Here is a 24,296-nt window from a genome sequence, read left to right as displayed (position 1 = left end):
CCTCTTCATTAAAAAAACAAAAAAAGGACAAATCCCTTGAGTCGTTTCTCTCAAGTGAATCTGTCCTTCTGGGCTTTTGTCCCTTAGTGGTGTAACACTACATAGTGTCCGCATCGCTCGGTCCAGACCTTTCCTCCAAAGAAGAAAGCGGAACCCTAGATGCGCTATTTCACTCATAGTCGGATAATTACGATGGTTATCCGGTAGAAACTTATGGGCCATATCCCCAAGATTATATGAGTTTTATTAATGTTCGATATGAATACCTTGTATATCTTACACGCTCTGTCTGGTGCTTACAAGCAAAATTTTTAGTGTTTTGCATACCATTTTCAGGTTATTTTCACGAAATTCAATTGTTTACATTTAGTAGGGGTTACTCCAAGATCTTCTGCGCCGTTTCTTCGGTCGTTACGAGCACATTCATATACCCGCCATTTAGAGCGCCCAAGATCCCCGAAACCTTCTCCAGCGATTCCGCTACACCAATAGCGTACCTCGCTCGCCTGATCTGCTCCAGCTCAATGGTCAACGTTCGGTCCGATATTGCTGTGCGTACAGGCAATCCATTGCCGTCATAAAAACGCGAGCAAATATCACCAGCTACTTTCCCGTCCTCCAGCTCATCAATCACAGCATCGCCATAAAATCCACGCCATGCCTCTTCACCTTTAATTTCCGGTGATCCAATGCCGAATATAGCGATATCCAGCCGATCCCATGCCTTGGCAATGGTCTGGTAATACTGCGAACGCATCAGTTGATCTCTGGTTTCCTTTTGCTCTGTGATCGCTGGCACGTCAATCATTAATGAGCGCGCACCCCACTTTAAGGCAGCTTGGTAGCAGATATTATTGACATGATACCCGCTCTCCATCTTTCCGGATGGACCACCCACCGTAGGAACACAGGTTACAAAAGGTCTCTGTCCGAGGGTCAGATTGTCTACAACGGCAGCTAAGCTGCTTCCCCAAGAGAATCCTATCGTATCTTTCGGCTGAATCACTTGCTCCAGCCATCTTGCACAAGCCTGTCCAATGGCTTTACGCTTGATCACCCCGGACTGGGCTGGGTCTACCTCTACAACAATGGCTTCCTTCAGCCTGAACCGTTCTTTCAATTCCTGCTCCAGTGTACAATGATCTCCAATATCGTAATTGATGGTGATTGTAACGATGCCCTCTTCACGGACTCTCTTCAGCATCCTACTTATGGTGGTGCGATATATGCCAAGTTCATTAGAAATTTCACTTTGCGTTAAATTCTGCTCATAGTACATTTGTGCAATCTTAATGAGCAGCTTCTTGTCTTCTTTTCGATCCATGATAGAACTCCTCGCTTTTTTCAAGGATTTGACGAATCCATAACCCCTAGCTATACTGTAGACGATTATTTTGCACATTTTTTATTATATTGCACAAATGTGCAAATTATCAATTTTCTAATGGAGATGACCGGCTTTGAATATGGACTTTAGAAAGAAAATTTGCGCCGCAGAAGCTCTAAAATATATTGAGAACGACACAACCATTGGTCTTGGTGGGGGTAGTACGGTTTCCTATTTAATCGGGAATATTAAAGAAGCAGATCTTCGGGTAAAGGTAGTGACCCCCTCCTTCACTACAGCTTCACTCTGTGTCCAAAATGGATTGCAGGTTGTACCCACTTGGTCCGTTGACCGAATAGCTGTTGCTTTTGACGGCTGTGATGAGGTGGATGAGCAACTGCATGCGCTTAAGAGTGGTGGCGGCATTCATACGAAAGAAAAACTGATTGCTAGTATGGCGGATCATTATATATTGCTGGTAGGTAGAGGATAGCACTGCTCTCCAAACTGAACTCAAAGCCATTAACGGGGTCATTGAGACCTCCCTATTCACGAAAGAAGTTACCTCAGCACTTGTGGCTGGTTCAAATGGAATCAAGGTAATCTCTAAGTAAGCTCAAACAATCAAAACAGGCGAGGTGCTAACCATGAACAATCTGAAGTGGGCAATCATCGGCCCGGGAAGTATCGCTACTGAATTTGCGGCTGCTCTAAATGACATCGGCGGAACTTTATATGCGGTAGGATCACGAACCTTAGAGAAAGCCCAGGCGTTCGCGAGCCAATATGGAGCGGAGAAGGCTTATGGCAATTACAGCGAAATGCTGCAAGATCCAGAAATTGATGTCGTCTACATCTCAACACCACATAGTAACCACTACGAATACATCATAGAAAGCTTGCAGAATAACAAACATGTCCTCTGTGAAAAGGCGATCACCGTAAATAGCAAACAACTGCAGGAAGTCGTCGAGCTCGCTAAACAAAAAAGCTTAGTCGTCGCAGAGGCTATGACCATCTACCATATGCCACTGTACAAAAAGCTACGGAAAATCGTGGATGAAGGTAAGATCGGACGCCTCAAAATGGTGCAGGTCTCCTTTGGCAGCCATAAAGAATATGATGTGAACAACCGTTTCTTCAGCAAAGATTTGGCGGGCGGAGCACTGCTGGATATTGGGACGTATGCCTTGTCCTTCACAAGATTCTTCCTGTCCAAACAGCCGTATGAAATTCTAACGACGGTGAAACGTTTTGAGACAGGCGTCGATGAACAATCCGGAATCATTCTGAACAACGATGCGGATGAAATGGCGGTCATCTCCCTGACCATGCGCTCCAAAATGCCTAAACGCGGCGTCGTTGCTGGAGAACTTGGCTTTATTACTGTAGACAATTTCCCACGGGCCTCTACAGCTACAATTCAATATTTAGATGGCACCCTAGAAACGATCGAAGCCGGCGATACTTCCAAAGCGCTGCAATACGAAATCGAGGATATGCAGCGCTATATCGCGGCAAACGGCAACCAGGAAACCCTCAAGCTCTCCTTAGACGTCATGGACATTATGAGTAATGTTAGAGAACAATGGGGAATCAAATACAGCTTCGAATAACATATTCGAACACAATCGATCAATCATCAAAGCGTTGGCATTCCCTTCAACTGAAGGAGAACCAACGTTTTTTATCGCGGATAATATTCTAGAAATGACTGACAATATCCTTAGGCCATATCTTATAGGTACTTTTTAGTACCTATAGCACTTTAAAGTACGTACTATACTTAAATGACTCATGCCTTCATAATTGCACTTACCGGCCGGTGATTAACAAAGTGTAGGAGTGAACGACATGTTGCTAGATCAAAAAAGAAGTACCCTGGCCCTCTTGGCTTTAGCCATAAGCGCCTTTGCGATCGGAACCACCGAGTTTATCAGTGTAGGGCTGCTGCCTTTAATCGCTGATGACCTGAATATACCGCTGACCACAGCTGGATTAACTGTTACTTTGTACGCTTTAGGGGTAACCTTTGGCGCCCCAATCTTAACGTCGCTGACCACGGCGATATCGCGCAAAACATTATTGCTTATCATTATGATTGTATTTATTATCGGCAATAGCCTTGCCGCGGCTGCGGACAGTATTACAATTCTGCTAATAGCTAGAGTAATATCTGCCCTTTCGCATGGTCTGTTCATGTCGATTGCTTCGACCATTGCCGCCGACCTTGTGCCTGAGAATCGTAAAGCCAGCGCTATTGCGATCATGTTCACAGGGCTAACCGTAGCTACTGTTACCGGTGTGCCACTGGGTACCTTTCTAGGGCAACAGTTAGGCTGGAGAGCTGCATTCATCGCCATTATTGCCATCGGGCTTATAGCGCTTATCGGCAATCTGATCTTGGTCCCTGCCACAGGGCTGCGCAAAGGAACCCGAACACCGCTTCGCGAACAAGTCAAACTCGTGAAGAACGGACGGTTACTGCTTGCCTTCGCAGTCACTGCTTTAGGGTATGGAGGTACCTTTGTAGTCTTTACTTATTTATCTCCACTTCTTCATGAAATCAGCGGTTTCAAAGAGAGTACCGTTGCCATCATCCTTCTTGTTTATGGCATAGCGATCGCCATCGGCAATGTCATTGGAGGAAAATTAGCCAACCGTAACCCTATGAATGCCCTGTTCTACATGTTTGCTATACAAGCTGTTGTACTGTTCGTCTTAACCTTTACCGCACCCTTTAAAGTGGCCGCACTACTTACGATCTTCTTTATGGGATTGTTAGCCTTCATGAACGTACCTGGTCTACAAGTACACGTAGTTACACTTGCAGATCGATATGCTCCGAGTGCGCGAGATGTGGCATCTGCGCTGAATATTGCTGCTTTTAATGCTGGCATTGCCATCGGGGCTTATCTTGGCGGTATCGTCACGGATCATATGGGACTGATTCATACCACTTGGGTGGGTGCTATAATGGTTCTATCCGCTGTATTCCTAACCGCTTGGAGTCGTGCGCTGGAGAAGAAAGATGAGACTCTTCTCCAGTCTGAGGCTGCTTAATCAGCCTTGCCTTAACATACCAATAAACTTTTAAATATCTCAGGAGGTAATTTTATTATGGCTCAACATCTACAGGATACAACTGCATTACACAACGGGGTAAACATGCCTTGGCTTGGACTTGGTGTATTTCAAGTCGAAGAAGGCTCTGAGCTGATCCAAGCGGTTAAATCTGCTATTGCACACGGCTACCGCAGCATCGATACAGCAGCGATCTATCAGAATGAGACTGGCGTAGGTCAAGCGATCAAAGAAGCTTTGCAGGACAACAACCTGTCCAGAGAAGAGCTCTTCGTAACTTCAAAGGTCTGGACTGCAGATATGGGCTACGAAGAAACCATTGCCGCCTACGAAGCTAGCCTAGCTAAGCTTGGACTTGAATACCTTGATCTATATCTTATCCACTGGCCTGTAAAAGGAAAATATAAAGAGACTTGGAGAGCACTTGAAACCTTGTATAAAGAGGGACGCGTAAAAGCAATTGGGGTCAGCAATTTCCAGATCCATCATCTTGAAGATGTGATGAAGGATGCGGAAATTAAGCCGATGGTAAACCAAGTGGAGCTCCATCCTTATTTGAGTCAGCAAGCGCTGCTTAGCTTCTGCCAGGAACAAGGAATTCAACTGGAGGCTTGGTCTCCATTAATGCAAGGGCAATTGTTGGATCAGCCTGTACTGAAACAAATTGCAGCTAAACACAGTAAATCCGTAGCTCAAGTGATTATCCGTTGGGACCTGCAGCGTGGAATTATTACCATTCCAAAGTCTACTAAAGAGCACCGGATCATCGAAAACGTAGATGTGTTTGATTTTCTGTTAACAGAAGAGGATATGAATCTAATCAACGCTCTGAACCAAGATCAACGGGTAGGTCCTGACCCTGATAATTTCGACTTCTAAGAGATTAACCACTAGGTTAAGTAACAGTAAAAAAAGACCCTATCTTTCAGAAATGAAAGAGGGGTCCTTTTTGTCTTTACGCCCCTTGCACTAGCACAATAAGGATCGGCAACACAAGAAAGGAAGCAAGTGTCGTCCATAAAATACATTTGGATACCAGCTCTGGAGAGGCGTCAAATCGTTCCGCTAATACCACCGCGTTGACGGCAACTGGCATGGAGGCCAGAATCAGCAGCACAGAGAATAAAATACCATCAATATGCAGAATAGATAATCCGAGGTATGCCACTAGTGGAGCTAAGATTAATCGAATGATCATCCCTGTCCAAAAAGTAGACTGACCCTTACGTTCAGATGACATGGTTCGTACTTTGACCATCTGTGCACCCAGAATCGCCAGTACGACTGGTGAATAACCTCCGGCAACCATGGAGACCCCTGTAGCAAGCTCAAAAGGTAAATGCAGGTCAAATATTCTAAGAAAAAGTGATAGCATAGCTGCATAGATGGCAGGGAGAGAGAACACGGACTTTACCGCATTTTTCACCGAGAACTGCGATCTAGCCGCAAAATAAACGCCCACAGTATTCACGATAATCATCTGCCCAATCACATACACAGAAGCCTTATCGAGCCCAAGCTGTCCGAAAGCCAGCAACACCAAGGGAAGTCCATAATTCACACTATTCGTAAATGTCGAGACCAGAGTCAATCCCGATATTTCAGAGGGGCCGATCTTCAATAACTTTCCGATGATATTTGCAATCGCCCATAAAAAGCACAGATTTAGCAGCGAAAAAGCGAGCGTCTTGTAAATATCATCCATAGAAATCTCGGCCGTAGCCAGTGTATTAAGAATAATAGCCGGCGTTAAAAAGTATAAATAGAGCGTCAATAACGGCTTGGTATCCAAATTCTTAAACCGTCCAAGCAGTGCACCGACGATCACCGGAATGGATAATGGCACGATGACTTGATACAACGTTGATAACACGCTCTGGATCATGAACAGTACTCCTCTGCTCTAAGTTACTCTAAACTATAAGCGCAACAGAGCAAGACGTCTAAGATATGAAATCAATATACACAATAGCCATTACCTATAATTAAAAAAGGTCTCAACCCCTATAACGGGTTTGAGACCTTTTTATCATGTGTTACATCATTTTGATTTCAAGCAATTCATATTTGATGATACCCATTGGTGCGTTTACACTAACGATATCCCCGACTTTTTTACCCAGCAATTCCTTGCCCAGCGGACTTTCATAGGAAATCTTGTTGTTTAGGACATCTGCTTCAGCAGCCCCTACAATTCTATATTCAATCTTCTCGGAGTATTCGATATCGTTCAGGGTAACGATACAACCCATACTAACCTTTGACAGATCCATCTGACTCTCATCTACGATCTTGGCTTTGGTCAGCATTTTCTCCAAAATCATAATACGAGTCTCCATGAACGATTGGTCGTCCTTGGCCGAATGGTACTCGCTATTTTCCTTCAAGTCTCCATAGCTGATCGCCAATTTGAGCCGTGCTGCCAATTCCTTGCGCCCTGGGCCCTTCAATTCCTTCAGTTCTTCCTCTAATTGAGCCAATCCTTCTTTGGTCAAGAACACTTCTTCATTAGACATGTATACAACTCCTATTTTGGATGCTTTTTAATATTTTAACCTATATTTCACATTCATGCGACAAGCATAAACGCCTTCGGCGTCCTTGTAAGGACGGTAAGCGTTTAAGCGAGAAATATAAAAATTAAAGTATAGGTGCAAAACCTATACTTTCTTATATTTAAATAAAAATCCCTGCCACAATTGAACATTGGGCAAGGATGTCAATGCTGCATCATTATTCTGGCAAATGCTCTTTACAGAAAAGGAGTAATGCTGCTTCCTCGTCCTCTTCCATATCAAAGTCAAGCAACTGACCTGTTGTTGTCTCCTGTAGATCATAACTCACGATGCTAACTTGATCTTCATCCACTTTAATAATCGCTCTAGCGGATACTCCGTTCTCTACATAGAGCTCATCATCTTCTGGAACATCCAGTTGAACCACGAATTCATACCGTTTACCGGTTAGTATACCAAAAGGATCTTTAACATTCTCCACGTTGTAGCTTGTAAATGTCAACATTGCTCAATCAACCTCTTTTCCTAATACCTGCCACGTCATTGTATCACAAAAAGCTGCATGAAGGGGTCGCCCGTCCCTCAAGCCATAGCTTTCGACTTCTTGATCTGCTTGCTTCGCAATTGTCCGCAAGCAGCATCAATATCTACACCATGCTCCAGACGAGTGCTTACGCTGACGCCCTGCTTCTTCAAGGTATCAAAAAAGGCTCGTACGGTCTCCCGCTCGCTTCTTTGATATTGACTGTGCTCATCGACTGGATTATAAGGAATCAAGTTCACATTGACGAGCTGGCGCCGGTCGCCGATTAGCTCGGTCAGCTCAAGCGCATGCTCCTTGCCGTCATTTACATCCTTCATCAGAATGTATTCTAACGTAATTCTGCGATTTGTTTTTTCCAAATAATAATCTATGGACTCCATTAGCTTCTCAATTGGAATGGCCTTGTTAATCTTCATAATCTTCGTCCGCAGCTCATTATTAGGCGCGTGAAGCGATACTGCCAAGTTCACCTGTGTATTCGCATCGGCAAATTCAACGATTTTGTTAGCAAGCCCACTCGTCGATACAGTAATACCTCTTCCTGCGATGGCTAATCCTTTGTGGTCCTTAATAATCGATAAGAAATTGAGCAGGTTCTTGAAGTTGTCGAACGGTTCGCCAATTCCCATGACTACAACGTGACTAACCTTTTGTTCGAGGTTTGCTGCATCCAAATGCTGCTGAACCTTCATAATCTGCTCTACAATTTCACCGCTGGAAAGATCACGACTCTTCGCTAACAGTCCACTAGCGCAAAAGCTGCAGCCGATATTACATCCAACCTGAGTCGTGACACATACGGACAAACCGTATTTCTGTCTCATAAGCACCGTCTCGATCAGGTTGCCATCCTTCAAACGGAACAGGAACTTGATCGTCCCATCCGCAGACTCCTGCTTCACATGTTCTTCCAACGTATGGATCACATAGTGCTGCTCCAATAATTCTACACAATCTTTATTTACATCGAGCATTTCTGAGAATTCTGTAATCCGCTTCCGATAAAGCCAATCCCAGACCTGCGTAGCTCGAAATTTTTTATGTCCACGTTCTAACAGCCATGCCGCCAGTTGATCAAAAGTTAATCCATAAATGGATTCCATATTCATTCGTTATCCTCTTTTCAAAACATTAAAGTTCAGTCCATCACTACTCATTGTCTCAAATTTTTTTTATTTAAACAAGGGGAGTTGTAGCGAAGCGTCGAAGTTTACACCATTAGAAGTCCGTTCCATGAAATTACATCTGAGGAGAGATCGAATCAAATGAGCTCAACCACAATAAAAATCATCGGTTTTGCCCTTCTAGCTGCCGTTCTAATCTTTGGTGGCTTTTTACTGTATATTACCATTACCGATTATAAGCCGAAGGAGACTACTCCACTAACGGTAAACCATAATCAGGAACAAATGATGAAGCAGGGAGAACCTTTTGCAATAACAACCTTTAATATTGGCTATGCTGGGCTGGATAAGGATCAGGATTTCTTTATGGATGGCGGGACCAAATCACGTTCAAGCAGCGAGGAACAAACGAAGACAAATCTTGAGGCAATAGCCTCTCTAATGACCACTTCAGGCTCAGATTTATTTATGTTGCAGGAGGTAGATCTCGATTCTTCTCGTAGCAACCATATAGATGAGGTCTCCTTTTTATCGAATACCTTCTCTGATTACAGCAACGTATTCGCAACGAACTACAAGGTGCCTTGGGTACCGATTCCCGTTCTTGATCCGATGGGCTCAGTAAATAGCGGTTTATTAACCTTATCTAAATTCAGTAGCACAAGTAACGTTAGATATGATCTTCCGGGAAAAGAAAGCTGGCCTCGTCAACTGTTTGAACTTGACCGCGCCTTTTTGGAGAGCAGATTCCCCGTCGATAACGGGAAAGAACTGATCCTGATCAACCTTCATTTATCAGCCTTTGACCAAGGGGGAACGATTCGCAAGCAGCAATTAGAATATCTTTCTACTTATATTCAGAGAGAGAATGATAAAGGCAATTACCTCATCTTAGGCGGAGACTGGAATCATTCTTTACCGGGCACAACCCCTGAGGCCTTTGAGACTACACAAGCTTGGCCAGAATGGCTGCAGCAGTTCCCTGAAGATTTCAAACCGGAGGGCTTTCAATGGGCTGTCGATGCTAAAGTGCCGTCCGTCCGGACACTTGATGTAGCTTATTCAGAAGGTGTGAATTTCCGGGCTGTAATTGATGGCTTCCTAGTTTCACCGAATATCACAATAAGTGGCGTACAGGGCCATGACCTATCTTTTGAACACAGCGATCATAACCCTGTAACAGCTACTCTTATTCTAAGATAAGACCCAATCATGGACCATTGATGTTATTTAAAAATGACGAATTTCATGTTTTTCCCTTTTAGATACTGAATGATGGCAGGCAATGCCTCTACGGTAATTTTCTTTTCGTGAAAAAGATATACAGCACCGGACGGATCAGTATGATGAACAAATTGAATGACGTCTTCTGAGGTCTTGCGTCTCCAATCCTCGGAATCACGATTCCATAACAATACTTTCATCTGCTGTTCTGTCACTTTGGCTGCTAACTTATCATTAATCGCACCATATGGCGGCCGAAAAACAGTAATCGGCGATTGAATGATTTGCTCCAATGCCCGGTTAGCCTTCGCCAAATTATTCTGATTCTGGTTAGCCCCATTGTCGGTCATCTTGCTATGATCCCACGAATGACTTCCAATCGACATCTGATGTTCATTCGCATACTTAACCGCTTCCACATTATGAGCGACCTTATTCCCAACAAATAAAAAGGTGGCTGCCACCTCATGTTCTACTAGAATATCTACGATTTCTTTCGTATACTTCGACGGACCATCATCAAATGACAAGGCCACGTAACCCTTCGGCAGGCTATAGGTGTATTTATTCCCGGTTAATTTAATCTCCTCATACCGCTGTGTTTGTTCTTGAGGAGGCTCTGTAGGTTCTGGTGTAGGTTTAGAAGGTTCTGGCGTAGGCTCAGACTCCTCTTGCTGGCTAGGGCTCGCTTCTATCTTACCAATAGGAGGAATGAATGGTAGAGAGACTATTTTCTCGATCCCCTCAGCGCTGGCGCCTAGTGAGGGACCTTCCAATCCTTCTGCACGATCCATATCTTGACCACCCATTCGAAGAGACAACAATATAACGACTAAACAAGCGAACATGATACTCTGCAGTCTAAGTCTTCCAACCCGTTTTTTGCTCTTCTTTCTTAGCCTGCGTGCTGGAGGTATAGAGGGTGGCGTAGTTTCAACAGTAATCTCTTCCTGTACATGGGGATCGTTCACTTGCTTTAATTGAAGAAGCTGAGACACATAATATTCAGAGCAGGCAAAATACATGGTTTCGCTGAAGGTTTGGTTCATAATAATCAGTGTGCTGTAATAACTGTTGCGAAATGGATCCCACTTCGGATACAATGACAATCTCATTCTTTCCCCGAAAAAGGGAGCCAGCGCGTTTAGTTGTTCATATGTAAATTCGTCTATGTTTAGCATGCGTCTGGCATACCCAATATCACGGGTTAAACCTACTTCAATCTGGTAACCGGCCTGTTCATGCTCAAGCGACAGCAACTCAATCATTAGAACAGTGCTCGGTTCATTCATTGCCATGAATCTTATGTATCTCCGTTTTCGTCATTTCGTCCCGCCAGTGTGCTTCCATTCCCAAAAGGAACGGTCATACGATTGGTAAAATCGCTGATCATACCGGAGAGATATGCTTTTTCTTGGCGGATCGTATCGTATTTCTGTCTTAAATGCGCGTTCTCAGTTTCAATCCGTCCAAGCTTCTCTTCCAGATCATTCATCTTCTTGAGCTTCTCTGCATGAGCTTCGTTATGCTTTTGGATCAGATTTACATACTTTTGATGCTCCAGATCAATCGTACTCTTTAATTCTTCAATCTCTGCAGTGAGGGTAGTCTGAAGCTCCCGATAATCTTCCAGCACTTGATCGACTTTCAGATTCTTCTCAATCAATTTATGCTCAAGCTCTCGAACGTTCTTCTCTCTTTCCTCAATCACTTTATTGAGATTCTTCATGTCCCGGTTCAAACGTTCAACATGGCTGCTGGAATGAGTCAACCGATCCTGAAGTTCATTAATATTCGTCTCAGCATGCTGTCTGGCCTGAATGATCTGCTCCACGGAGAAGATCAAATCGAGTGATTTTTTATCAAGCGGCGCTTTCCCTGTAGTAACCACTCCTGCTAAAGTCTCGCCAGCAATCTGTTCCTCTACTTCCTCGCCCTGCTCTTCTGATAATTGCACCTTTTGAACCATACCCGGTTTGGACTGCTTATCCACTGAATCTTTCTTTTTAAAAAAGGGAGAAATCATTGATCTTATCACCTCAATTATAAAAAAATGTCAAAAAATGTCGAGTGCCCACGAGTCTATTATAGTTTACTTGTCTTGTCTGTAAGTGAGCCTTTATATCTAACTTTTTGAATTGGATCAAAAGACCTAAATTCTTGCCAATAACAAGAAAAAAGCACCCTTGCGGGTGCTCTGGTTTTAATTAAATTTATCGGGGAATTGTTTAACAATACCTTCGGTTAGTATATCTCCAAACATAATCATATGCTCGAGCCCTTTATCGAAAGCGACGATCTCGGCATCCCAATCCTTTTTAGCTCTAGCTGTCACATCATCCGTTATTAGCTCCAAATGTTCATGAAGCATCTCTTTCAATTGTTCATACGAATATTTGGGATTCTGTGCGCTAAGGAACTTAGCAATGTCGTCAGCGTTGTCGTACCACTCTTTATTGTATTTTTCCAAATCCGCCTGATTACCTGCTAGTGCAGCAGCAACTACCTTTCCGGCAATAAGGATATGCTCCCGCAATAATTGAGCTAGCTTATCACCTACTGCCTCACCGTAATACGGCTTATAAACATTCCCTATCTCCTGCTGATTCTGTAGCAACCTTGCCAGTACCTTCTCTTTGTCCTCGGAATTCGCAAAGGCGCTAACTATGTAGTTTTTCGTCCATATCACATGGTCGCTCCATAGTTTCCTGAGATTATCCTTAAGCTCTATTACAGAGGGCGTAAAGCATTGCTTTTGTGAACTCTTTTTCTCTTTGGCTGCAGCATCGGCAGTTACAGGCATTACACTAACAACAAGGAACATACACACAAAAACTAACTTCGCAATCAAAAACTTAGGCTTCAATATGACCTATCTCCTTTTAAGCATCTATTAACAATCTTGTATAGTGTGTACCGATGCTCTTATTTCATTCCTATCTTCTTTTACATAAAAAAAAGCACCGTCATTAGACGGCGCCTCTTCCTTAAACTTATCTGAACATCACTTTATCTACATTGTATTTAGACTTCAATTCATTAATGATATACGTTTCGTAGATCTCTCTATGAACGGGGCTCTCGATTAAACTTACATCAATTCTGGTGACCTCGTCCCGATGCAGCTTAATATCAGATACGGTATCTTCAAAATGTTTTTTGATTCTGGGTCTTAGCTTTCTCGCTTTACCTACAAACAACAACTCATCTTGGTCATTGTAGAACATAAAGATACCGCCGTAATCTCTAGGAATCAGATGGAAATCAGTGAATCCGTAGATATTGCTTAACTGCGGGTTGATTTGTTTAGTAATACTAACATCCACATTGGGCATAGTTATGTTGATCATTTAGCTCACGTCCTCTTTCTATATAGGAGTAAATAGTATCATAAGTTAGCCTTTTATTCTATCTTTCACAATGAGCCTGGCTCTTTATTCTGCCTTGGACTGACGACTCATTAGAACTTGAACAGTCTCTGTTATCCCTTGCTCAAAAGGAGTAGCGGGAATTGGACCCACAACACGCTCGTATTTACCACCGCTTAGGACCACAGGCTCTTTGGTTAAATACAGCATCTCAACAATCTCTTTCATGACTGGAACGAATATACCGAGCAGCGATAGTCCAGTCTTTCCTAATGAGATAACAGGCTTCTTGGAGCCGCTTGCTGCTTGCGCTATTCTAACGATATCTCGTCCTGAGATTGTGCCTGCCCCGGGAATGTTCCAATTCTGACCATAAGCTTCATCTCTACTAGCGAGCTCAATAATCATGATAGCAGCATCCGGCAAATACACATACTCACGGGCAACGGTCATATTTCCGATGAACACTGCAGGTTTACCTGCAGCGATGGACTCCAGAGTCGATCCTAAATAGGAAGCCTCATTGGCAGTAGGTCCATAATAATCCGGTAAACGGACAATGAGCCGCTGTGCTTTACTCCAACGCTGGCTAAAAAACATTTGTTCAAACTCAAGTTTCACTTTACCTTTTTTTGTATGCGGATTCTTCGGATATTCCTCGTCGATTGGCTTGTCATTCTGTCTTCTTCCATAAGGATAAATGCCATCCACTGCGACAACCTTTATCCCCAGCTTATTAGCCGCCTCCATGACCGCCTCTCCCATAGGTAACAGTCGTGTGCTCATTTCATTATACGGAACAGATGCACTATGAAAAATAACATCCACATCCTGTGCAGCTGATAATACGTCCTTCGCATTAAATACGTCCCCTGCTATTAGCTTAAGAGCGGCGGGATTACCCAGCTTCGTTGCAAGCTTCTCCAACTTTGGAATCGATCGCCCAAAGGCCACCGTTTCTATCCCTCTTTTTAATAATTCAGCGATAATTACCGTCCCTGTTCCCCCGGTTGCACCAAGCACAAGCGCTTTTGTTAACATAAATCATTCCTCCTATTATTGTTATTGATTAATCACTAACTAACGATCATAAATCTAAGAGCCTGAGCTCTTAGATGTTAGAATGAATTTCATGTCTACTACTCTTTCCGGTGTTTCGGCTTCAACTCTGGCATTCCAAGAGCCAAAGAAATATTACAGAGCATACCATTGGCCATAAAGGTACTTACCTCTACTTCAGGCTGCTCGATCCCAGCGGCGACAAACTTCTCGTGCACAAGGTTGGTGATCTCAAGCATTCCTTTTTGCATCGTTTCACGGATGACTTCATCGCGAATCCCTAACCCCTGAACTTGCAAAATAATCTCATTCGGATGTGTCTCCATCAACAACTCGTATACTTTAATGCTTTCCTTTAACACTTGATCTGCTGTGCCCTCTACTCCTTGAAACGAACGAATAATCCGTTCAAAAGCCCGCTCTAAGGAAGCAACAAACAATTCTTCTTTATTCTTGAACACCTTAAACACATAGGGCTGAGAAATACCTACCTTTTCCGCAACCTGTGCTGTCGTAGCTCGGTAGTAGCCATTCTCGGCGAATACAACAACCGCTGCCTCCAAGATTTGTTCTCGGCGGTTTACGGAAACCGATTCATCCGCTTTCTTGCGACCGGAACTAGATTCTGTTGTCATCATAATCTCCTTACGCAACCTAATCCATTAGGTTATTGATCAATCACTTTCTTGATTAGAGTATATGCTCATCTCCTAAATAATGCAACTTAAAATCAACTATAATTTTTAACAACTTTCATCCGTACAGAAAATACAGTAAAAGTTATTTCCCTATTTCCACTGGAAATATTACTAAAAAATATGACATTATTCAGAACCTTCTCGTCAAAAGGTTGTGATTTTCCTCATGAGGGTATTATAAATATTAAGGTAATCTAGTGTTGTATTAACTTCATGAAAAGAGCAACTAGCATCTAGGAGGATTTGATTCATGTCAGCAACAGACAGGCAAAAAATTGTAGATAGTGTCCCTCAAACCGGATTTTTCGGCCATCCAAAGGGACTATTCACACTCTTCTTCACTGAATTTTGGGAACGCTTTTCCTATTATGGCATGAGAGCGATCCTTGTTTACTACATGTATTATGAAGTAAGCAAAGGGGGGCTTGGATTTCCAGAAGATATGGCCCTTTCGATTATGTCTATCTACGGATCACTCGTATATATGTCTGGAATTATAGGTGGATGGCTTGCGGATCGGATTTTCGGGACTTCAAAGGCTGTATTTTACGGTGGCGTATTAATTATGTTCGGGCATATTTTACTGGCCATACCGGGCAATGCCACACTATTCTTTGCTTCGATGATTATGATCGTGCTTGGAACCGGACTTCTTAAGCCTAATGTATCAAGTATTGTAGGTGAAATTTACAGCGAACAAGATAACCGCCGCGACGCTGCTTTCAGCATTTTTTATATGGGTATTAATCTCGGCGGATTCATCTCTCCGCTGATTGTAGGCGCTATAGGTATGAATAATTTCCATCTCGGTTTCTCGATTGCCGCGGTGGGCATGTTTATTGGATTAGTTGTTTACATTGTGACTCGCACCAAAAATCTGGGTCTAGCAGGTACAATTGTACGCAACCCGATTCCAGCCGAACAAAAGAAAAAATTGTTTACTTGGATTGGTATTGGACTAGTTGTGCTTGCTGTATTAGTTACGGTCGGCATTTTTACTGGAGCACTTACCTTTGAGACTTTCATTAAGATCGTAGGAGTGCTAGGACTACTTATTCCTACGATGTACTTTATTGTGATGTACCGCAGTCCCAAAACAACAGCCGTAGAGCGATCACGGATTCTCGCGTACATCCCTTTATTTATCGCTTCGATTATGTTCTGGGCGATCCAGGAACAAACTGCAACGGTTCTAGCGAGCTTTGCGGATAAGCGCACCCAGTTGGATTTTGCAGGTATACACATTTCTCCAGCCTGGTTCCAGTCGCTTAACCCACTATTTATTATCGCCCTTGCACCCGCATTTGCATGGATTTGGTTAAAGCTCGGTAACCGTCAACCAACGATTCCTCAAAAATTCTCGCTTGGTTTATTGTTTGCCGGTCTGTCCTTCCTAGTCATCCTGGTGCCGGCTTACTTCGGTGGAGCCAATTCACTGGTGAATCCATTATGGCTGGTTCTCAGTTACTTTATCGTCGTCATTGGGGAGCTATGCTTGTCACCTGTTGGCCTCTCGGCAACGACCAAGCTCGCGCCAGCGGCTTTTACTGCTCAGATGATGAGCATGTGGTTCTTGTCCAATGCTGCCGCGCAAGCTATCAATGCTCAGATTGTAAAGTTCTATACCCCGGATACCGAAATGCTGTACTTCGGAGTCATCGGTGGAGCTGCCATTGTGCTCGCGGTAATTCTCTTCCTGTTCTCTTCTAAGATTCAGAGTTTTATGAAGGGTATACGATAAACATAAAGGGCTGCCGGGAATACTCTCGGCAGCCTGTTTGTTGCATCATTAGCTAGGTCTACACCAGAAACATAGCAACAATTGTTGTAACTATCAGCCCAATCAGCACCGGTTTAACATTGCGTCTAGCGAGCTCAAATGGACTTACGCCGCAGATGGCGGCGGCTGGAATCAATGCCCATGGGATTAACGTCCCTCCACCAACCCAAATGGCAGATACCTGACCGAGTGCAGTTAAAGTAGCCGCATCGGAATGTGTGGCAACAGCGAACAATTTTCCGATGGACCCCGCAAGTGAGATCCCTGAGAACCCCGAACCATCAAGGCCCGTAATGGCTCCTGTTATGGTAGCAGTCACAGCACCTACAGCACCGTTTAGAGGTACATTATGCGCCAGAGCAACGCCTAGATCATTTACAATACCATGAGATGCGGCGGGTAGGACTTTACCGAACAATTCAGCAAAGGCCGAATCCCCCAGATAGAAGAATGCAGCAATCGGAATCACTGGACCGAATACTTTGAAACCAAACGTAAGTCCATCAATCAGATATGAGGTGACCTGCTCCAGTCCTTTATTACGATGTGCGAGCAATGTTACCACAACCAAGATAAATACAGCAGTCCCACCAACTAAGGCAGTTGCATCTCCACCTTGTAAATCGAGCAGAAACATGCCTGCTACATCAGCTAGAAACAGGAGTGGGATAATGATCGCCAGCCATTTCTTCAGTGTGGGAGGAATCACCGCTTGACCCTCGACCGCGTCACTGTCTGCAGCTAGCGCATTCGCGGCATTTTTCCCGGAAATAAGTCCGTCTCTCCAAGTACCGTTCTTCTGATCTCGTCGCATCATCCAATAAGCTGTTACCGTAGTGACTACACCCATCACTATAACAAGCGGAATACTCGCTTCCATGACACTGCTTACCGGAAGTCCTGCCGCATCTGCCGTTAATTTGGGTGCACCTTGAATGATATAATCACCCGACAGCGCAATCCCATGACCGAATAGATTCATTGCCATTGCTGCTCCAAGTGCAGGCAACCCCACGCGAATAGCAACGGGCAGCAGCACCACCCCGACCAGAGCGACTGCGGGCGAAGGCCAGAAGAACCATGATGTCACCATCATAATGAGGCCAATACCCCAAAAGGCTATAAACGGTGTACGTAAAAAACGGGTAAGCGGGGCAACCATCGTCTCGTTAATTCCGGTACGGGTTAATACTCGGCTCATGGCTACAATGATCGAAATAATCATAATCGTACCCATTAGCTCCTTGGTTGCATATACAAAAGAGTTGAATACACCTGTGACCGAACCACTAATCGTTTCTGTCGCGAGCCAGCCTAATACAAAGATGCCTGCAATACAGATCATCGTTGTATCCCGCCGCTTAATCAGAAGTGCCATAATGAACACGATGAATGCCAGATATACATAATGGAGCGCTGTTAATTGGATGCCCATCTCTGAATCACACCCTTCTCCTGCTTACAAGTGCTATATGTTATGCAGGGATGTAGGCTAATGTTCGGTAGAAATGGGCGCTTAAATATTTATGATTTAAATAGAAAGAGACGCTTTTGCTAATCCATCCATCACCTCGTCACTAATAAATGGTGCGATAGACACGAGGGCTTTTATCCCTTCTTGTTCAAAAGCTCTTCTAGCACACTCATCTAGTACCTCGTCACTTATAAAAGGAGCAATAGACAATAATGCGTTAATGCCTTCTCGTTCAAAGGTACTTCTTGCACACTCATCCAGCATCTCATCACTTATAAAAGGAGCAATAGATAATAATGCGTTAATGCCTTCTCGCTCAAAGGTACTTCTTGCACACTCATCCAGCATCTCATCGCTTATAAACGGAGCAATAGACAACAGCGCATGAATTCCTTCTCGCTCAAAGGCAACTTTTGCGCACTCATCTAGTACTTCTTCGCTTATAAATGGAGCGATGGATAGCAGATCTTGTATCGATACTGGATCCTTCACATATTCAAATACCTCGTTCACATGTTCCGTAAGAAGAATGGGCGCAACTTCGGAAATTTCGGCTACTGAAAGCTCATTTTGAGTTAAAAATTGTTCTGTGGTATTTTCGAGTACATTTACTACTATCTGTGTCGATTTGCTCTTTTCAAGGATTGCATCAATGCTCACATTAAAAATTTCGGCCAGCTGGGGAAGCTTAGAAACATCCGGCATAGTCTCTCCTCGTTCCCAATTACTAACCGCCTGATAACTAATGCCTAGTTGATCGGCAAGCCCCATCTGAGTCATCCCTGTCTGCTTTCTTAAATCAGCGATATTCTTACCTACCTTTAACATATCGAACACTGAAATCTCCTCCTCATTTATGATGGTTTCAGTGTATCTATTACTATTAATTTTGTATATCAAGCGTTACTTGAGTGCTTATCGAGACGCCTAGAACGCAAAAAGCCGCCCCACGCATAGATAACATCTACGCATGAGACGGCTTTCTTAGTGTTTCCTATTTAGAAATTTATTATTTAGCCACGACTCCGCCATCAACTGGCAGCTCAACACCCGTAATATAAGAAGCTTCGTCAGAAGCTAGGAACAATACAGCTTCAGCTACTTCAGAAGCACGTCCAACGCGTGGCAATGCAGTCTGGGACATAAAGAAACTATGCATTCTTTCATCATTTACAAATTCAGCACTCATTGGAGTTTCGATAAATCCTGGGTGAACAGAGTTCACGCGAATGTTATCTTTACCAAAGTCTACAGCTGCTGCTTTACTCAGCATACGAACGGCACCTTTAGAAGCTGTATAAGCGCCGGCACCGCTGCTGCCAGTCAAACCTGCGATGGAGGAGATATTGACGATGGAACCACCTTTATTGTTCTTCATTTGAGGAACAACATGTTTCATCCCAAGGAATACGCTGCTTACATTAATGTTCATTACTTTGTTCCATTGATCAACAGTGGATTCAAGCAATTGAACTGGGAACGAGATCCCTGCGTTATTCACCAGGATGTCGATTTTTCCAAATTTGCTAATCACATCTTCTACAACTTTGATCCAGTCTTCTTCGGAAGCTACATTATGTGCATAAGCTGCGGCTTTTCCACCATTGGCTTCGATTTCTTTTACAACTGCTTGTACAGCAGCTTCGTTAATATCAGTTGCTACAACTGTAGCACCTTCTTTGGACAATAAAAGGGCTTCTTCACGACCCATGCCGCTGCCTGCACCTGTAATAATTGCTACTTTATTAGTTAGACGATTCATAATTAAGTCTCCTCTATAATCGTATTGTGATATAATAATTCGAGTGATGATAGTAACACTATCACTGTGATATTAATCATATCATTTTTACGAAATAACTACAACCTCTCCTTGCTTAATCCAATAAACGGTGGATATAATACTAATAATTAAAGAACCTAATTATAAAATGGAAGGGTCTATCCCTCATGAATCCTAAAGCACGCTATGAAAAAGAACGATCTGACGGTAAACAGCAGCGATTATATACGATTCTTGAATCCGCAGAACGAATATTTTCGCAAAAAGGGATTGAAAAGTCGACGATGCAGGATGTCGCAAGCGAAGCAAATATAGGGATTGCGACGCTGTTTCGATATTTTCCCAGAAAAGAAAAGCTCATCGTGGCGGTGGCCACCCGAATGCTAGAGCCAATGCTCGATTACTTTAAGCATGTAGCTGACTTGCCACTTACCTGTCTCGAAAAGATCGAGATGTTATTTGATTTCTTTATTCAGGATCAAAATCATTTAAGCATTATTTTTATGGTCAATTTTGAAAGCTACGCCTCTCACTTAAATGAGCCTGTTGAGGACGTTCTGGATTTCAATGCATTAAACCGTAAGATTTGGCATGAGTACTCCAGGATCATTCAAAATGGGGTAGAAGACGGTTCTATTCGCGCCGATCTCCCTGTGAAAGAGACCTTAATCACGCTGATGAACAGCTTTGCTCTCTTTTCCAGAAAGCTAACGATGAAAGAGAACATCCTCCTGCTAGAATCGGATTTAGACTCCGACAAGCAGCTTGAGCTTCTTAAACAAATCTTTCTAGAGCATTTAAAAGCCTAAAAAGCGCCAGTTTCCTTATGAGGGGAACTTGGCGCTTTTTTGATCATAAATTGGATTGCTAGTGAAAAGGACAGGTGGCCACAGGTGATCGCTGATAAAGGAAACGAGGGCTGTAATCATATTCTTTCAGTTTACTGTCATGCCAAATCGGTGTAGACGACGGAGACATAGGGGGGATCAGCCATGACCAGCGTCCCGAAACCTGACGTCCATGTCCCTGCTCCTGCTCTTGAAATCTCACAAATTGATCGGCTGCTGTATGGTGATCAACGATACTGACCCCAGCTTGCTTAAAGGAATGCAGTACTGCACGATTCAACTCAAGAAGCACCCGATCCTTCCAAAGCGTTGTGTTACTGGAGCGGTCAAGTCCCATCAGATCAGCTACAGCCGGCAAAGTGTTATATCGTCCAGTATCCCCTAAGTTACGTGAGCCAATTTCGGTCTCCATGTACCAGCCGTTAAAAGGAGCCGCGGGGTATACAATCCCGCCAATTTCCAACTGCATGTCCGAAATGATCGGCACAGAATACCAGCGAAGTTGAAGCTCTGCAAAACGTTCAATTTCGGGATGTGTTAACGGCACCTCTTGAATGAGGTGTTGAGGAATAGGAAATACATGGGGGTGCCCATTACCTATGCTGATCACTAGCGGCAATACATCATAATTGCCCCTTGTTCCCTGCCAGCCTAGTTGTTGGCACACTTTCGTAAATTCATCCGATGCCGGATCACCAGCGCGTTCATGTTCAGCATCACCAGGATATCCCGCGTAACGAATCAATTGATGGTTCCAAATCCGGATTCTCCGATCAGGAGCTTCCCCGCTGCGGAAGACCGTGATAAGTGGACGAATACGTCCTCCATTATTCGCCTTTTCCAGATGTCGCAGCAAAGCTTCAGCAATATCCTCCTCGGTCTCTGCCAGACGTTCATCCATCAGCTCAATGGATTGCCAAAAGAGGCGGCCAATGCAGCGGCTATTATTTCGCCAAGCCATTCTCGCCCCATGAGCCAGCTCTTCCCTTGTATGTGTGTAACTCCCGGATTGATTAATTTCTTCTCGTACGGCTTGGATGCGTTGATCCATCTCAGCTTCAGTCTTATCAAGTTCAGCATAACAATGCCGAATGAAAGCCTCCGCCTGCCGGGTTAACTCTTCGATGTGCATGCCATTCATATCCTTTATCCTCCATCTAAGCCATGCTAGAACTCTCGTTCCAGTATACCACCCACACTCCTAAGCTACATCCTTAGGGGAATAGCACATGAGAACAACCCGTGAAGCTTATTCGCTTCACGGGTTGTAGCAGGAACATCTAGCGTTCTGAACGTTTCCCTTGCGTCTTCAATGCAGCAAGCCTGCTCTTATCCTCGGCCAGCAGTTCTTCAGCCAACTCCACACCTTGGGGGCCTAATGAGGCCTGAGCTTGTTCTACCGCCTGTTCGGTATGCGCCAAACGGTTCTCAGCCTGTGCCAAAGTCTGTTCTGTTGGATGACTAAGCGCCTGAGAGACAGAGAAATGAAGCTTGCCTAAAGCATTTTTGGCTTGAGTTACATTGTCGTTCGCTTGCAGACTGGAATCGGGTTGTTTCATAAATGAAATTCGCTCCCTTCTGAAATGCGCCTGTTCTCTTCTAGCATGGTTTAGGATAAGTAACTTTATGCATACACCTACTGGATGATGGATTGCATGAAAGTAGTCATTTCTTTGCTGGCCTTATTCAAGCGCTCAATTACCCCGCTGAATTCGGTGACCAGTTCTGCTTGTGCGTGTGAAGAAGCGGAGATCGCTTCAATTTCTTGCTCCATTTGCTTAATGGACTTTTGAACATCACTCAGTGATTTTTCAATATTATGGGTTGCTTCTTTAGTGTTAACGGACAGTTTGCGCACTTCAGTAGCAACCACCCCAAAACCTGCCCCTTGCTCTCCTACACGCGCGGCTTCGATTGCCGCATTCAGCCCAAGCAGGTTGGTCTGCTCAGAAATCTCACGAATGAAGCCGGCAACCTTATTCACTTCTTGTGATTCCGTTACGGCTCTACGCGTATTATCTAATATTTGCTGCGAAGTAGCTGATAACTCCTGAGATTGGGCAGCTACGCTCTGCACCATCTCCATTAGATGACTGCTTATCTCATTAATCTCATCTGTGAATCCTTCAAGCTTATTCTCGTTCTCTAGTGTATAGGCAATGGCAAAAACCCCGATTACATCATCATCCGTTCCGTAGATAGGTACACATGTTGAGATTACAGGAGCTCCATAAATTTCTGCTGGGATTCGGTTAGAGCTTGCTATACCTTTCAGTCCATTTGAAAGCGACAGATCTTCAGGAGGGATAGGGTTACCCTTAACCAATCCGAGATCAATAACTTTACTTGGTGCGTAATAATGGAAGATCTCCCTGTCCGTGATTCCAATCATAATATCCTGCGAGTGAATCTTTTTGAAATAAGGTGCTGCGAGGACTAAGGCATCGATAATACTCATCTGTTCATCTCCCATTAAGTAAATGTATATGTAAGTTTATCGACACAATGGGTGACATAATGAATATTGTCATATTAAAGTAACAATTCTAACGTAGGATGGATTCATGAATACTAAACCTATTAGCAGACGCCAATTTTTGAAGAAAAGTGCTCAAGTGTCGCTCGGGCTGCTTGGAACCGCTAGTGCGACCGGCATTTATTCACACTGGGTTGAGCCCTACTGGCTTGAAGTTAAACATATAGATATAAAGCTTCCTCTACTCCCTCCAGCATTCGATAGATTTCGTATCGTTCATTTCAGTGATTTACACTTAGGCGTATATACGAAGTCCGAAGCCTTAACAGAGTTAGTACAGCAAATTCAACATGTAAGTCCAGATCTGATCTGCTTCACCGGAGATCTACTAGATCATTCTGTCGATTATATTTCTGAGGCTGTGGACATCTGTTCACAGTTGCGGGCACCGTTTGGACAATATGCTGTGTTAGGTAACCACGATGCTTTTGGTACTAGGAAAGCTGTGACGAAAGGGTTAGCGCAATCTGGCTTCCACGTACTTCATAATGAACATATTGTCTTAAAAAAAGATGCGGAGGCGCTTTATCTAGCTGGAGTGGATGATCCGTGGGTCGGCAAAGCAGATATTCATCAGGCGCTACGCCATATCCCTGATAAGGCATGTACTCTACTCCTTGCACACGAGCCTGATTTTGCCGATGAATACAGTGATCTTCCCATAGATCTGCAATTGTCCGGCCATAGTCACGGAGGACAGGTGCGTCTCCCATTTGTAGGTGCCTTGTATACCCCGCCTCACGGCAGTAAATATTCAAGCGGATTATACCAGCTCCCAGATAGTCGACTCCAGGTCTACACCACACGCGGAATTGGAGTGACTCGTATGCCTATACGTTTTAATTGTCGTCCCGAGCTTACCGAAATTACTTTAAAGTCCTCATGATTGTGTCAAAAATTAATAAATGGTTAAAAAGTATATACCTTTTGC

General features: G+C 43.8%; 25 protein-coding genes and 1 riboswitch. Of the genes, 8 read left to right on the top strand and 17 right to left on the bottom strand.

Annotated elements, in window-relative coordinates:
• Positions 1-156 precede the first annotated feature (156 nt).
• Positions 157-260: riboswitch (purine riboswitch) on the bottom strand.
• A 116-nt stretch (positions 261-376) separates the two neighbouring features.
• The gene (locus ACQKMP_RS16335) at positions 377-1,324 is read right to left on the bottom strand and encodes a sugar-binding transcriptional regulator (RefSeq protein ID WP_427469951.1); all 948 of its coding nucleotides are present in this window, start codon (positions 1,322-1,324) and stop codon (positions 377-379) included.
• 142 nt (positions 1,325-1,466) lie between these two features.
• On the opposite strand from ACQKMP_RS16335, the gene ACQKMP_RS16330 reads away from it, so the two are divergent.
• The 4 genes from ACQKMP_RS16330 to ACQKMP_RS16315 all read left to right on the top strand — a co-directional run bounded on the left by ACQKMP_RS16330 (position 1,467) and on the right by ACQKMP_RS16315 (position 5,290).
• Positions 1,467-1,820: a ribose-5-phosphate isomerase A gene (locus ACQKMP_RS16330; RefSeq protein WP_427470277.1), complete on the top strand. Its 354-nt coding sequence runs from the start codon at positions 1,467-1,469 to the stop codon at positions 1,818-1,820.
• Positions 1,821-1,974: 154 nt separating this feature from the next.
• Positions 1,975-2,943 (top strand): Gfo/Idh/MocA family protein, encoded by a 969-nt coding sequence (locus tag ACQKMP_RS16325; RefSeq protein WP_427469950.1) that lies wholly within the window; start codon positions 1,975-1,977, stop codon positions 2,941-2,943.
• Between the two features lie 238 nt (positions 2,944-3,181).
• The gene (locus tag ACQKMP_RS16320; protein ID WP_427469948.1) at positions 3,182-4,390 is read left to right on the top strand and encodes an MFS transporter; all 1,209 of its coding nucleotides are present in this window, start codon (positions 3,182-3,184) and stop codon (positions 4,388-4,390) included.
• 57 nt (positions 4,391-4,447) lie between these two features.
• Entirely contained in the window at positions 4,448-5,290 is an 843-nt protein-coding gene (locus tag ACQKMP_RS16315; RefSeq protein WP_339243952.1) for an aldo/keto reductase, read from the top strand.
• A gap of 76 nt (positions 5,291-5,366) precedes the next feature.
• On the opposite strand, the gene ACQKMP_RS16310 is transcribed toward ACQKMP_RS16315, so the two are convergent.
• The 4 genes from ACQKMP_RS16310 to rlmN all read right to left on the bottom strand — a co-directional run bounded on the left by ACQKMP_RS16310 (position 5,367) and on the right by rlmN (position 8,580).
• The gene (locus ACQKMP_RS16310; RefSeq protein ID WP_427469946.1) at positions 5,367-6,296 is read right to left on the bottom strand and encodes an AEC family transporter; all 930 of its coding nucleotides are present in this window, start codon (positions 6,294-6,296) and stop codon (positions 5,367-5,369) included.
• Between the two features lie 151 nt (positions 6,297-6,447).
• Entirely contained in the window at positions 6,448-6,927 is a 480-nt protein-coding gene (gene greA, locus ACQKMP_RS16305) for a transcription elongation factor GreA (protein ID WP_042131553.1), read from the bottom strand.
• 217 nt (positions 6,928-7,144) lie between these two features.
• Positions 7,145-7,432, bottom strand: coding sequence for a DUF6509 family protein (locus ACQKMP_RS16300; protein ID WP_042192802.1), 288 nt, complete (start codon positions 7,430-7,432; stop codon positions 7,145-7,147).
• Between the two features lie 77 nt (positions 7,433-7,509).
• Positions 7,510-8,580 (bottom strand): 23S rRNA (adenine(2503)-C(2))-methyltransferase RlmN, encoded by a 1,071-nt coding sequence (rlmN, locus tag ACQKMP_RS16295; protein ID WP_042192804.1) that lies wholly within the window; start codon positions 8,578-8,580, stop codon positions 7,510-7,512.
• Positions 8,581-8,736: 156 nt separating this feature from the next.
• Here rlmN and ACQKMP_RS16290 point away from each other — a divergent pair, with 156 nt between their 5' ends.
• Positions 8,737-9,798 carry an endonuclease/exonuclease/phosphatase family protein gene (locus ACQKMP_RS16290; protein ID WP_427469943.1) on the top strand — a complete coding sequence of 354 codons (1,062 nt, stop codon included), beginning with the start codon at positions 8,737-8,739 and terminating at the stop codon, positions 9,796-9,798.
• A gap of 23 nt (positions 9,799-9,821) precedes the next feature.
• On the opposite strand, the gene ACQKMP_RS16285 is transcribed toward ACQKMP_RS16290, so the two are convergent.
• The 6 genes from ACQKMP_RS16285 to ACQKMP_RS16260 form a co-directional block, all read right to left on the bottom strand.
• Entirely contained in the window at positions 9,822-11,117 is a 1,296-nt protein-coding gene (locus tag ACQKMP_RS16285; RefSeq protein ID WP_427469941.1) for a polysaccharide deacetylase family protein, read from the bottom strand.
• 5 nt (positions 11,118-11,122) lie between these two features.
• Positions 11,123-11,845, bottom strand: a complete 723-nt coding sequence (locus tag ACQKMP_RS16280) for a hypothetical protein (protein WP_042192810.1) — start codon at positions 11,843-11,845, stop codon at positions 11,123-11,125.
• Between the two features lie 177 nt (positions 11,846-12,022).
• On the bottom strand, positions 12,023-12,685 hold the full coding sequence (locus ACQKMP_RS16275; protein WP_427469939.1) for a glycosyltransferase: 663 nt from the start codon (positions 12,683-12,685) through the stop codon (positions 12,023-12,025).
• 127 nt (positions 12,686-12,812) lie between these two features.
• Complete coding sequence (locus ACQKMP_RS16270; RefSeq protein ID WP_042192814.1) at positions 12,813-13,169, bottom strand: nucleotide excision repair endonuclease; 357 nt, start codon at positions 13,167-13,169, stop codon at positions 12,813-12,815.
• An 84-nt stretch (positions 13,170-13,253) separates the two neighbouring features.
• Positions 13,254-14,228: an NAD-dependent epimerase/dehydratase family protein gene (locus ACQKMP_RS16265; protein ID WP_427469937.1), complete on the bottom strand. Its 975-nt coding sequence runs from the start codon at positions 14,226-14,228 to the stop codon at positions 13,254-13,256.
• 98 nt (positions 14,229-14,326) lie between these two features.
• The gene (locus ACQKMP_RS16260; RefSeq protein WP_339243966.1) at positions 14,327-14,884 is read right to left on the bottom strand and encodes a TetR/AcrR family transcriptional regulator; all 558 of its coding nucleotides are present in this window, start codon (positions 14,882-14,884) and stop codon (positions 14,327-14,329) included.
• Positions 14,885-15,194: 310 nt separating this feature from the next.
• Here ACQKMP_RS16260 and ACQKMP_RS16255 point away from each other — a divergent pair, with 310 nt between their 5' ends.
• On the top strand, positions 15,195-16,685 hold the full coding sequence (locus tag ACQKMP_RS16255) for a peptide MFS transporter (protein WP_427469935.1): 1,491 nt from the start codon (positions 15,195-15,197) through the stop codon (positions 16,683-16,685).
• 58 nt (positions 16,686-16,743) lie between these two features.
• On the opposite strand, the gene ACQKMP_RS16250 is transcribed toward ACQKMP_RS16255, so the two are convergent.
• From ACQKMP_RS16250 to ACQKMP_RS16240, 3 genes are all read right to left on the bottom strand, one after another.
• Entirely contained in the window at positions 16,744-18,159 is a 1,416-nt protein-coding gene (locus tag ACQKMP_RS16250; protein WP_427469933.1) for a hypothetical protein, read from the bottom strand.
• A gap of 96 nt (positions 18,160-18,255) precedes the next feature.
• Positions 18,256-19,026, bottom strand: a complete 771-nt coding sequence (locus ACQKMP_RS16245) for a helix-turn-helix domain-containing protein (RefSeq protein ID WP_427470275.1) — start codon at positions 19,024-19,026, stop codon at positions 18,256-18,258.
• Positions 19,027-19,207: 181 nt separating this feature from the next.
• Entirely contained in the window at positions 19,208-19,960 is a 753-nt protein-coding gene (locus tag ACQKMP_RS16240; protein ID WP_042192824.1) for an SDR family NAD(P)-dependent oxidoreductase, read from the bottom strand.
• A 188-nt stretch (positions 19,961-20,148) separates the two neighbouring features.
• On the opposite strand from ACQKMP_RS16240, the gene ACQKMP_RS16235 reads away from it, so the two are divergent.
• A complete protein-coding gene (locus ACQKMP_RS16235) occupies positions 20,149-20,790 on the top strand; it encodes a TetR/AcrR family transcriptional regulator (RefSeq protein ID WP_081382675.1) in 642 nt (213 codons plus the stop codon).
• Positions 20,791-20,848: 58 nt separating this feature from the next.
• Here ACQKMP_RS16235 and ACQKMP_RS16230 read toward each other — a convergent pair whose 3' ends face one another.
• The 3 genes from ACQKMP_RS16230 to ACQKMP_RS16220 form a co-directional block, all read right to left on the bottom strand.
• Positions 20,849-21,961: a nitric oxide synthase oxygenase gene (locus ACQKMP_RS16230; protein WP_339248702.1), complete on the bottom strand. Its 1,113-nt coding sequence runs from the start codon at positions 21,959-21,961 to the stop codon at positions 20,849-20,851.
• Between the two features lie 148 nt (positions 21,962-22,109).
• On the bottom strand, positions 22,110-22,388 hold the full coding sequence (locus ACQKMP_RS16225; RefSeq protein WP_076121620.1) for a hypothetical protein: 279 nt from the start codon (positions 22,386-22,388) through the stop codon (positions 22,110-22,112).
• 77 nt (positions 22,389-22,465) lie between these two features.
• Positions 22,466-23,287: a methyl-accepting chemotaxis protein gene (locus tag ACQKMP_RS16220; RefSeq protein WP_076284952.1), complete on the bottom strand. Its 822-nt coding sequence runs from the start codon at positions 23,285-23,287 to the stop codon at positions 22,466-22,468.
• A 106-nt stretch (positions 23,288-23,393) separates the two neighbouring features.
• On the opposite strand from ACQKMP_RS16220, the gene ACQKMP_RS16215 reads away from it, so the two are divergent.
• On the top strand, positions 23,394-24,251 hold the full coding sequence (locus tag ACQKMP_RS16215; protein ID WP_042192831.1) for a metallophosphoesterase: 858 nt from the start codon (positions 23,394-23,396) through the stop codon (positions 24,249-24,251).
• Positions 24,252-24,296 lie beyond the last annotated feature (45 nt).

Origin of the sequence: Paenibacillus sp. NPDC101420, assembly GCF_050277435.1 — a bacterium.
Classification (GTDB): Bacteria; Bacillota; Bacilli; order Paenibacillales; family Paenibacillaceae; genus Paenibacillus_AQ.
The sequence above is the reverse complement of the archived record's forward strand: the minus strand, read 5'-3'. Positions and strand labels throughout refer to the sequence as shown.

Coding starts and splice junctions, on each gene's coding strand:
- ACQKMP_RS16335 (WP_427469951.1), bottom strand. CDS start 1,324: ATGGATCGAAAAGAAGACAAGAAGCTGCTCATTAAGATTGCACAAATG.
- ACQKMP_RS16330 (WP_427470277.1), top strand. CDS start 1,467: ATGGACTTTAGAAAGAAAATTTGCGCCGCAGAAGCTCTAAAATATATT.
- ACQKMP_RS16325 (WP_427469950.1), top strand. CDS start 1,975: ATGAACAATCTGAAGTGGGCAATCATCGGCCCGGGAAGTATCGCTACT.
- ACQKMP_RS16320 (WP_427469948.1), top strand. CDS start 3,182: ATGTTGCTAGATCAAAAAAGAAGTACCCTGGCCCTCTTGGCTTTAGCC.
- ACQKMP_RS16315 (WP_339243952.1), top strand. CDS start 4,448: ATGGCTCAACATCTACAGGATACAACTGCATTACACAACGGGGTAAAC.
- ACQKMP_RS16310 (WP_427469946.1), bottom strand. CDS start 6,296: ATGATCCAGAGCGTGTTATCAACGTTGTATCAAGTCATCGTGCCATTA.
- greA (WP_042131553.1), bottom strand. CDS start 6,927: ATGTCTAATGAAGAAGTGTTCTTGACCAAAGAAGGATTGGCTCAATTA.
- ACQKMP_RS16300 (WP_042192802.1), bottom strand. CDS start 7,432: ATGTTGACATTTACAAGCTACAACGTGGAGAATGTTAAAGATCCTTTT.
- rlmN (WP_042192804.1), bottom strand. CDS start 8,580: ATGAATATGGAATCCATTTATGGATTAACTTTTGATCAACTGGCGGCA.
- ACQKMP_RS16290 (WP_427469943.1), top strand. CDS start 8,737: ATGAGCTCAACCACAATAAAAATCATCGGTTTTGCCCTTCTAGCTGCC.
- ACQKMP_RS16285 (WP_427469941.1), bottom strand. CDS start 11,117: ATGGCAATGAATGAACCGAGCACTGTTCTAATGATTGAGTTGCTGTCG.
- ACQKMP_RS16280 (WP_042192810.1), bottom strand. CDS start 11,845: ATGATTTCTCCCTTTTTTAAAAAGAAAGATTCAGTGGATAAGCAGTCC.
- ACQKMP_RS16270 (WP_042192814.1), bottom strand. CDS start 13,169: ATGATCAACATAACTATGCCCAATGTGGATGTTAGTATTACTAAACAA.
- ACQKMP_RS16265 (WP_427469937.1), bottom strand. CDS start 14,228: ATGTTAACAAAAGCGCTTGTGCTTGGTGCAACCGGGGGAACAGGGACG.
- ACQKMP_RS16260 (WP_339243966.1), bottom strand. CDS start 14,884: ATGATGACAACAGAATCTAGTTCCGGTCGCAAGAAAGCGGATGAATCG.
- ACQKMP_RS16255 (WP_427469935.1), top strand. CDS start 15,195: ATGTCAGCAACAGACAGGCAAAAAATTGTAGATAGTGTCCCTCAAACC.
- ACQKMP_RS16250 (WP_427469933.1), bottom strand. CDS start 18,159: ATGGGCATCCAATTAACAGCGCTCCATTATGTATATCTGGCATTCATC.
- ACQKMP_RS16245 (WP_427470275.1), bottom strand. CDS start 19,026: ATGTTAAAGGTAGGTAAGAATATCGCTGATTTAAGAAAGCAGACAGGG.
- ACQKMP_RS16240 (WP_042192824.1), bottom strand. CDS start 19,960: ATGAATCGTCTAACTAATAAAGTAGCAATTATTACAGGTGCAGGCAGC.
- ACQKMP_RS16235 (WP_081382675.1), top strand. CDS start 20,149: ATGAATCCTAAAGCACGCTATGAAAAAGAACGATCTGACGGTAAACAG.
- ACQKMP_RS16230 (WP_339248702.1), bottom strand. CDS start 21,961: ATGCACATCGAAGAGTTAACCCGGCAGGCGGAGGCTTTCATTCGGCAT.
- ACQKMP_RS16225 (WP_076121620.1), bottom strand. CDS start 22,388: ATGAAACAACCCGATTCCAGTCTGCAAGCGAACGACAATGTAACTCAA.
- ACQKMP_RS16220 (WP_076284952.1), bottom strand. CDS start 23,287: ATGAGTATTATCGATGCCTTAGTCCTCGCAGCACCTTATTTCAAAAAG.
- ACQKMP_RS16215 (WP_042192831.1), top strand. CDS start 23,394: ATGAATACTAAACCTATTAGCAGACGCCAATTTTTGAAGAAAAGTGCT.